The sequence below is a fragment of the bacterium genome, assembly GCA_009926305.1.
In the GTDB taxonomy this organism is placed as follows: Bacteria; Bdellovibrionota_C; UBA2361; order UBA2361; family RFPC01; genus RFPC01.
The window spans coordinates 1-7,350 of record RFPC01000101.1 but is presented as its reverse complement, the minus strand read 5'-3'; the positions used below and the strand labels follow the sequence as shown (position 1 = coordinate 7,350).

The following is a 7,350-nucleotide window of genomic DNA, read 5'->3' as shown; positions in this document are numbered from 1 at the left end:
TGAGATTATACCGTTGTTCCGCCAGCAGAGAATGCGACCCTTTCCAAGCCGTGTTCATTTTTTTCGCTGTGTATCGGGCAGTAGTCGGTTGTACTTGCATGAGTCCGTATGCGGACCGTGAAGAACGGGCCTTTGAGCGAAAACTACTTTCCGATTCAATGAGAGAGGCGATAAAAAATGGATCTACACCCGCACGGTGTGACTCGGTGTATATGTCGAGCGCAATCCGTTTAGCAGTTGCATGGGTAATGCGCGGAGAGAAATTCTCTATGTACTGGGTTAAGAAGTGGATTTTTCCAGCAACTTCTTGTTTCGCACGGGTATTGGTGTGATGTACCTGTTGTTCTAAGGGCGAAAGAGCAGAAAGGCTCACACCCTGATAGTCTCGAGAGAAAAGATCAAAATTCTGAACGCTTACTCTCGGCATGTCTTTGAGAGAAGCCCCGATAATGAGAACGAATAACGATACCGTAAGAGCAGATGCCACCGAGAGGTGAAGCAAGAGGGAGTCTCCCTGTTTATGTGGTTCGGCCAGGAGAGCGCTCTTTGCCGTTGTCTTGTTGCCGCACAAAGCGAGAGAAAACGAGTGCTTCGGATAGGTTTCCTGGCCCCAAATATTCAAGGAAGAGAAAAGCGGTTTCAGACTGTGGCAAACCGAGGAGAGAGGGTTTCGGATAAGCGAGTCGCGTGTGCTTCCCACCGTTGGTCTGTTTTTTTGCTTGGCCAGAAAATACATACCCTTTCTCCTTAACCGAAACTGCAAGTGGGAACAATGTCGAGGCCCACCTGTATGAAACAGTGATTGAGCCTTTATGTTTCGCATTGTTACCACCTAACCGATTGAGTTTACTTGAGAGAGCTTCGTGGAGGGATCAGAGGGCGTTTGTTTTGTAGTTTCGGAGAAAAAACTCCTCAATTAGCGATCTTACCCCCAAAGCATCCCCCTTCTCCTTCCTGTTATTCTTTTTTCAACACTGCTTGCTGCATGTTTTTGGATAAAATTTTTCACCTGAGAATGAACAAAAAACTACTTTCAGCTACACTCCTCATAGAATGATTCGTTTTGCCTCGGAGCGGTGCTTCGCGAGGGAACAGAGTTTGAGAGCAGAACCCTGTAACACATTGATTTTATTATGAGCCACTCTTCAACAGTTGTAATCATAGGCGGAGGGCACGCAGGAATTGAGGCGGCATCTGCTGCTGCTCGCCTTGGGGCAGAGGTGGTGCTTGTTACTCTTAGAAAGAGTGGCATTGGGCAGATGTCTTGTAACCCAGCCATAGGAGGGCTTGGAAAAGGGCACCTTGTGAAGGAAGTTGATGCCCTCGGCGGTTTAATGGGTCGGGTAATCGACGCAACAGGCATTCAGTTTCGTACTTTAAATACGAGTCGTGGCCCAGCTGTTCAGGCAAGCAGGGCACAAGCTGATCGAGAGCTCTACCGAACAGAGGCGCAGCGGCTGATAAGCATGCATGACGGTATCTCCATAGTTGAAGGTGAGGTGTCTGCCATAGAAGAGGCCAACGGAAAAGTTCACAACGTTCGTCTTCAAGATGGAACTCGGATAGAGTGTGGGGCGCTTGTTTTGACTACGGGCACGTTTCTAAGAGGGCTTCTTCACTGCGGAAGCACTCAACGGCCAGGGGGTCGGCATGATGATGCTGCGTCGAATAATCTTAGTGATTCACTGAAACGATTTGGTTTTACACTGCAGCGCCTTAAGACAGGAACCCCGCCAAGACTCAAGCGTTCTACTATTGACTTTGAGAAGTTGGAAGAACAACCCGGGGAAGCTGATGCGCAACCATTCTCTATTTTGACGCCGGCGATTCCTGAAAAGCAAATCTCTTGCTGGATCACGAAAACCAATGAAGAAGTGCACCAACTTATTCATGATCATCGAGAAGAGAGCCCCATGTTTAATGGGCAGATTCAGTCGATCGGCGCTCGTTATTGTCCTTCAATTGAGGATAAGGTGTATCGATTCGCAGATAAGAAATCGCACAATATCTTTCTTGAGCCAGAGGGCTTTGAGTCAGATATTGTATATCCGAATGGCATCTCGACCAGTCTGCCAGCAGCCATTCAAGAGAAGCTTGTTCGAAAGATATTCGGTCTCGAACAGGCCCAGATTCTTCAACCAGGGTATGCTGTGGAATACGACGCTATTGACCCCCGTGGCTTACGTCCGACCTTAGAAGCAAAAGATATTGAGGGACTTTTTTTGGCGGGCCAAATCAACGGCACCTCGGGCTATGAGGAGGCAGCTGCACAGGGGTTGATCGCAGGAGCGAACGCGGCGCTCTCTCTCCGAAAGGAGGAGCCATTTATCTTGTCACGTGGAGATGCATATATCGGAGTAATGATCGATGACTTAACAACACACGGGGTTGATGAGCCGTATCGAATGTTTACTTCCCGCGCAGAGTATCGACTTATCCTGAGAGAAGATAATGCCGCTGAGCGTCTGACTCCAAGAGCTATTGAACTGGGCATGTGTTCGAATAAGCAAAAAGAGTGTTTTTATAAAATGCAGGAGGCGCTTCAGGCAGGGAGAACGCATCTCGAAAAAACGCGAATAAAACCAACTGACAATACGAATCACTGGCTCAGTTCTGTAAAAAGCGCGGAGATTAAAGATGCCCTCACACTCGAGCAATTATTAAGACGACCTGAGATGCGAATGGAGATCCTGTGCGAGTTTGATGCCGAGCTGAACTCACTTGTTCCTGAAGGGCTGAGGCGTCGACTGGAAACAGAAATAAAATTTAGTGGATATCTTAAGCGCCAAGAAAAAGAAGTCGCTCGGTTGCGCCGAATGGAATCAACAAAAATCCCACTCGATTTTTCGTATGAGCAGATTCCGAGCTTGCGGAATGAAGCCAGGCAGAAGTTTCAACTTCATCGCCCGGCCTCGATTGGACAAGCGATGCGCATTCCCGGAATTACCCCAAGTTGTGTGTCTCTTCTTGCGCTTCATCTCTCTCGAGCAAGTCACTCGTGAGAGAGAGAGTCTTCAGATTGTATTTCACAGAAAAGAGAGATTGTTGATTAATTTATTGAGAAAGCAGTCGCCCAAATATATGCTTAAAACACTATTTTGCAGAGAGACGATTGGGGGGAGGATAGTTTCGTAATGCGTGAATCAAGAAAAGATGATCTTGGAAGAGAGGAGGTAAAAGCGCTTTCTGAGCGGATTTCAGAGGGGGCCCTCGATGAAACAGCGAGAGAGATTCGAGCAATTGTAGCCAAACTTTCCCATGTGGGTGGAGCAGGGATAATCGCAGCACTCGATCAGATGTCAGACGAAGAGCGCCAGAAAATCGCAGAGGCATTTGAGCCACTTCATGCGTTTGCTGAGCGAGCATTTCATCTAAGCATGGATGAGAAATTCATTGCTTCAGCAGCAACACAATATAAGCCGCAGTTCCCGTATAAAATAAGTCTAGGGGATGTCATTGAAGACTCCGGGAGATTGCCGCACAAAGCACTTACTTATGATGATATCTCTTTGGAATCGGCTGATCACTCAATGCAAGAGACGCGCTTTATCAAAGCAGAAGCAGAGATTGTAAAAGGAGTGAAGAGCTTTCCTATTATTCCGGCAAACATGCAAGCAGTGCTAGAGCCGGCTCTGCTTAAAAAGATCGTACAGCTTGGAGGGTATCCGATAGTGCACCGTTACGATCAGTGGGATTATGCTCAACCCGGCGGGCTCGATAACGTTCTACATCTTGTGGAGCAGGTAATCGAGGGGAGAGGCTTCTATCATATCGGGGGCATGAAAGAGGGAGAAAATCCGAAGCCTTTACTCGATGCCATTGGGAAAATGGTCGATAAGGGACTTTTTGGAGTGTTTCTCGATACCGCGAATGGAACGAACAATGTCGGGATAAGAACACTTCGTGCAATACGAAAAGAGTTCGGCGACAAGCTTAAATATGGAGCAGGGAATATTCATACCTTTGGTCAGGCGAAAGTGCTTGTTGAAGAAGGTGCAGATGTTATTAAAGCCGGCGTTGGAGGAGGCTCGATGTGTTCAACTCCACTTCAGACAGGAGTTGGAAAGCCGCTTGTTTCGACGATATTGGAAGTGGCAGCTGCAGCGCGACCATTTGGGGTGTCAGTCATTGCCGATGGTGCGATTAAGAAACCTGGGGATCTTGCAAAGGCAATGGTGTGTGGTGCTAATGCCGGTGTAATGGTCGGAGGACTGTATGCAAAAACGGAGCCCCTGGGGGATGCCTTTGAAGTAACGGAAGGCCCCGACAATAGACGATATCGCTTGTATTATGGAGAGGCCTCAAAGCATGCTCGAGATAAGCGAGGAAAATCCTCTGGAGCGGTTGAAGAGGGTCAGGTCGACAGGTTTGAAATTGTAGAGACGGTTGACGAACTTCACGCTCGCTTTATTGGTGGTCTTCAGTCTGCAATGACGTACCACAATGTCGGAGAAGCTACCGAACTGTGCGGCAAGCCCTTTAATATCGTTTCAACCAACTATCAATTTAGTGAGCGCCATCCTCGCCCGGAAAGCGCATGACGTGTAACGGGAAGTCCGAGTAGAAGCATACGGTTTGGGACGGAAGCCTCCCCTTTTCTCCTGTTCTGTTGATTATGGTGTTTTTTTCAGCGAGAGAACTTGCTCTTGCGTCTCTTTCTCTAGAGGGTGGGATTCACGAAGCGTAGGGGCTGGGAAGAAAAGGGGCCCAATGGAAAGAAGTTTTCAGAGGCAGGACGCAGAGTTACCTACTCTTTTCGGGCCAATGCCTTGCCAGCTGCGTTTAAGTGTGTATTCATGAACCCAACAGAGTCTCTTAAAAATAAAATGGCGTTTTAATGACAAAAACACTGGTTATCGTAGAGTCACCGACAAAGGCAAAGACGATAGAGAAGTTTCTGGGGAAAGACTTCCTCGTCACTGCTTCGTATGGTCATGTCAGGGATTTGCCCAATAGTGCCGCGGAAATACCAGAGAGTGTTAAAAAAGAGAAGTGGTCTCGGCTGGGCATCAATGTCGAAAGAGATTTCGAGCCCCTCTATATTATTCCTGAAGAGAAGAAAAAAAGGGTTCAAGAGCTCAAAAAGCTGATGAAAGAAGCGAATGAGATCTTGCTGGCGACTGATGAAGACCGCGAGGGGGAGTCCATCAGCTGGCACCTATTAGAGGTACTGAAGCCAAAGATCCCTGTAAGACGCCTCGTCTTTCACGAGATTACCAAGGCTGCTATCAAGCACTCGCTCGAGAATGCTCGTGATATTGATGAGAACCTGATTCGAGCTCAAGAAACACGCCGTATCATTGATCGGCTCTATGGGTACTCAGTAAGCCCGCTTCTTTGGAAAAAGATGGCTCCGCGGCTAAGCGCTGGACGGGTGCAGAGTGTTGCTATGCGACTTCTCGTTGAGCGAGAGAGAGCGCGGCAAGCGTTCGTGTCAGCTTCTTACTGGGATCTGACCGCGACCTTTTCGACTGCAAAGAAAGAAAGTTTTGAATCGGAGATTGCGACGTACGACGGAAAGCGCGTTGCAAGCGGAAAAGATTTTGAGCCAACCACTGGTCAGCTCAAAGAAGGTCTGAAAGAGGTAGTGCTTCTCACTGAAAAAGAAGCAAAGGCACTCAGAGATTCGTTAAGAACCGAGACCCCAACTGTTCAATCAGTAGAAGAGAAGCCATTTACTCAGAAGCCATATCCTCCGTTTACTACCAGCACTTTACAGCAAGAGGCGAGCCGCAAGCTCCGTTTCCCGGCACGACACACGATGTCTGTGGCACAAAATCTGTATGAGAACGGATTTATCACGTACATGCGAACAGACTCAACGACACTTGCGGCTGAAGGGATTGCGATAGCGCGAGATCTCATTGCAAAAGATTTTGGCGCTGAGTATTTGCCGGATACACCGCGCTCTTACAAGACAAAAGTTAAAAATGCCCAAGAGGCACACGAAGCCATTCGCCCGGCCGGCGAAGTTTTTGCTTCAGTTGAGTCTGTGCGGAAAAAGCTTGGCCCTGAAGCAGGCAAACTCTATGAGTTGATCTGGAAGCGTACTCTCGCTTGCCAGATGAAGGATGCCACAGGGACTCGAGTTTCTGTTGAGATTGGACTGGAGAAGGCGTGTTTTAGAGCCTCTGGAAAGACGATTAAATTCCCTGGATTCTTAAGAGCGTATGTTGAGGGAAGCGATGATCCAGAAGCGGACTTGGCGGATCGCGAAAAGATCCTCCCTCCACTAGCAGTGGGTGACAGTCTCAATGTTGATGATCTTACGGCACTAGGGCATGAGACGCAGCCTCCAGCGCGATATACTGAGGGGAGTCTTATCCGGGAGTTGGAGCGACTGGGAATTGGGCGACCCAGTACATGGGCGAGCATCGTAGGGGTGGTGCTCAATAGAAGTTATGCGTTCAAAAAAGGCTCTGCTCTGGTTCCAACGTTTTTAGCTTCAGCAGTGACTGGGCTCCTAGAGGGGCACTTTTCCCAGCTCATGGACTACTCTTTTACCGCAACTCTAGAGGATGATCTCGATGCCATCGCCAGAGGGGAAAAAAACAATCAGGAATATCTCAATGCCTTTTACCTTGGGAATGGACACCCTGGTCTAAAAACCCTTGTGGCGCAGGGAGAAGAGCAGATCGATCCGAGAGTCGTGTGTGGGATTAAGATTGGAGAAACCTCGGACGGGAAAACCGTAGAGGTTCGAATTGGTCGGTATGGCCCCTTTTTGAGCGATGGAGAAACGAGGGTAAGTGTGCCCGATGAGTTCGCTCCGGACGAAATGAATCTCGCCCACGCCGTTGAGCTGCTTGAAGTGGCAGCGCGGGGACCACAGTCGCTCGGAGACGATCCTGAGAGTGGGCTCCCAATTTATCTGAAAGCAGGGAGATTTGGACCATATATTCAACTTGGTGAGCAAGAGGAAGGGGGCGAGAAGCCGAAGATGGCATCGCTTCTGCCCGGGATGGCTCCAGAGGATGTTACTCTTGAAACAGCAGTACAGCTCTTATCTCTTCCGAAGAATATCGGAACCTTTCCAGATAATGGAGAGGAAATTATGGTAGCGAACGGTCGGTATGGACCGTATGTAAAAGCGGGGAGTGAGACACGCTCGATTCCAACCGATGATATCTCAGTACTTGAAATTACTCTTGAGCAAGCAATCACATTGCTTCGAGAGCCAAAACGCAGGGGAAGGGCTGCTCAACCGAAGAATCTGAAGGTTGTTGGAAAGCATCCGGTAACAGACAAAGAACTTACAATAAAAAGCGGTCGATATGGCCCCTATGTAACTGACGGAGAGATTAATGCGTCACTTCCGAGAGGAGCCGATCCCGAGGCACTGACCATCGA

Annotated in this window: 4 protein-coding genes; 3 read left to right on the top strand and 1 reads right to left on the bottom strand. The window is 48.6% G+C overall.

The window, feature by feature from the left end; genetic code table 11:
- Positions 1–736 (bottom strand): hypothetical protein (locus tag EBR25_11805; GenBank protein ID NBW41668.1); only part of this gene is annotated, 736 nt, incomplete at its 3' end.
- 397 nt (positions 737–1,133) lie between these two features.
- Here EBR25_11805 and mnmG point away from each other — a divergent pair.
- The 3 genes from mnmG to topA form a co-directional block, all read left to right on the top strand.
- On the top strand, positions 1,134–3,002 hold the full coding sequence (gene mnmG / locus EBR25_11800; GenBank protein NBW41667.1) for a tRNA uridine-5-carboxymethylaminomethyl(34) synthesis enzyme MnmG: 1,869 nt from the start codon (positions 1,134–1,136) through the stop codon (positions 3,000–3,002).
- 132 nt (positions 3,003–3,134) lie between these two features.
- Positions 3,135–4,541: a hypothetical protein gene (locus tag EBR25_11795; GenBank protein ID NBW41666.1), complete on the top strand. Its 1,407-nt coding sequence runs from the start codon at positions 3,135–3,137 to the stop codon at positions 4,539–4,541.
- Positions 4,542–4,837: 296 nt separating this feature from the next.
- The coding region (topA, locus tag EBR25_11790) for a type I DNA topoisomerase (protein NBW41665.1) at positions 4,838–7,350 on the top strand (2,513 nt) is incomplete at its 3' end.